This window comes from Micromonospora marincola, assembly GCF_056150385.1.
The window spans coordinates 1-539 of the sequence record NZ_JAXCFT010000062.1; the positions used below are offsets into that span (position 1 = coordinate 1).

Annotated in this window: 1 protein-coding gene; it reads right to left on the bottom strand. The window is 68.6% G+C overall.

Annotation, left to right across the window (positions count from 1 at the left end):
- Positions 1 to 85: 85 nt before the first annotated feature.
- The coding region (locus SM450_RS31065) for a transposase (protein WP_474623334.1) at positions 86 to 539 on the bottom strand (454 nt) is incomplete at its 5' end.

The following is a 539-nucleotide window of genomic DNA, read 5'->3' on the forward strand; positions in this document are numbered from 1 at the left end:
CTAACTCGAAAATCGACCGTAACTTGACGTGCGGCAGCATCCCGTGTCGCGAAGCGGCGCGGGATGGGTCTTGTTGGGTGGTGCGTTAGGCGGCGAGGTCGAGGGTGACGCGGTAGCCGAGGGCTTCGAGTTGATGGATGTGGTTGCGTTTGCGGCGTTCGGTGTCGGTGCGGCTGAGGTAGAAGTCGGCGCCGAGATCACGGAAGCCGGCTGCGGGGTCTGACAGCAGGTGCCAGATGATCGTCAGGACCGAGCGGCCGACCGCGACGATGGCGCGTTTGGCGCCGCGTCTTCGCGCGATGCGCCGGTAGCGTTCGCCGAGGAATGTGTTGGTGCGGGCGGCGGAGACCGCGATCTGTCCGAGGACGCGGGCGAGGTAGCGGTTGCCGTGCCCGGTCGATCCGGTGCCTTTGCGGCGGCCGGCTGATTCCTTGACGCCGGGTGCGAACTTGGCCCAGCCGGCCAGGTGGGCCGGGGTCGGGAAGCGGGTCATGTCCACGCCGATCTCGGCGATGATCGCGGCAGCGGCGGCCGGGCCG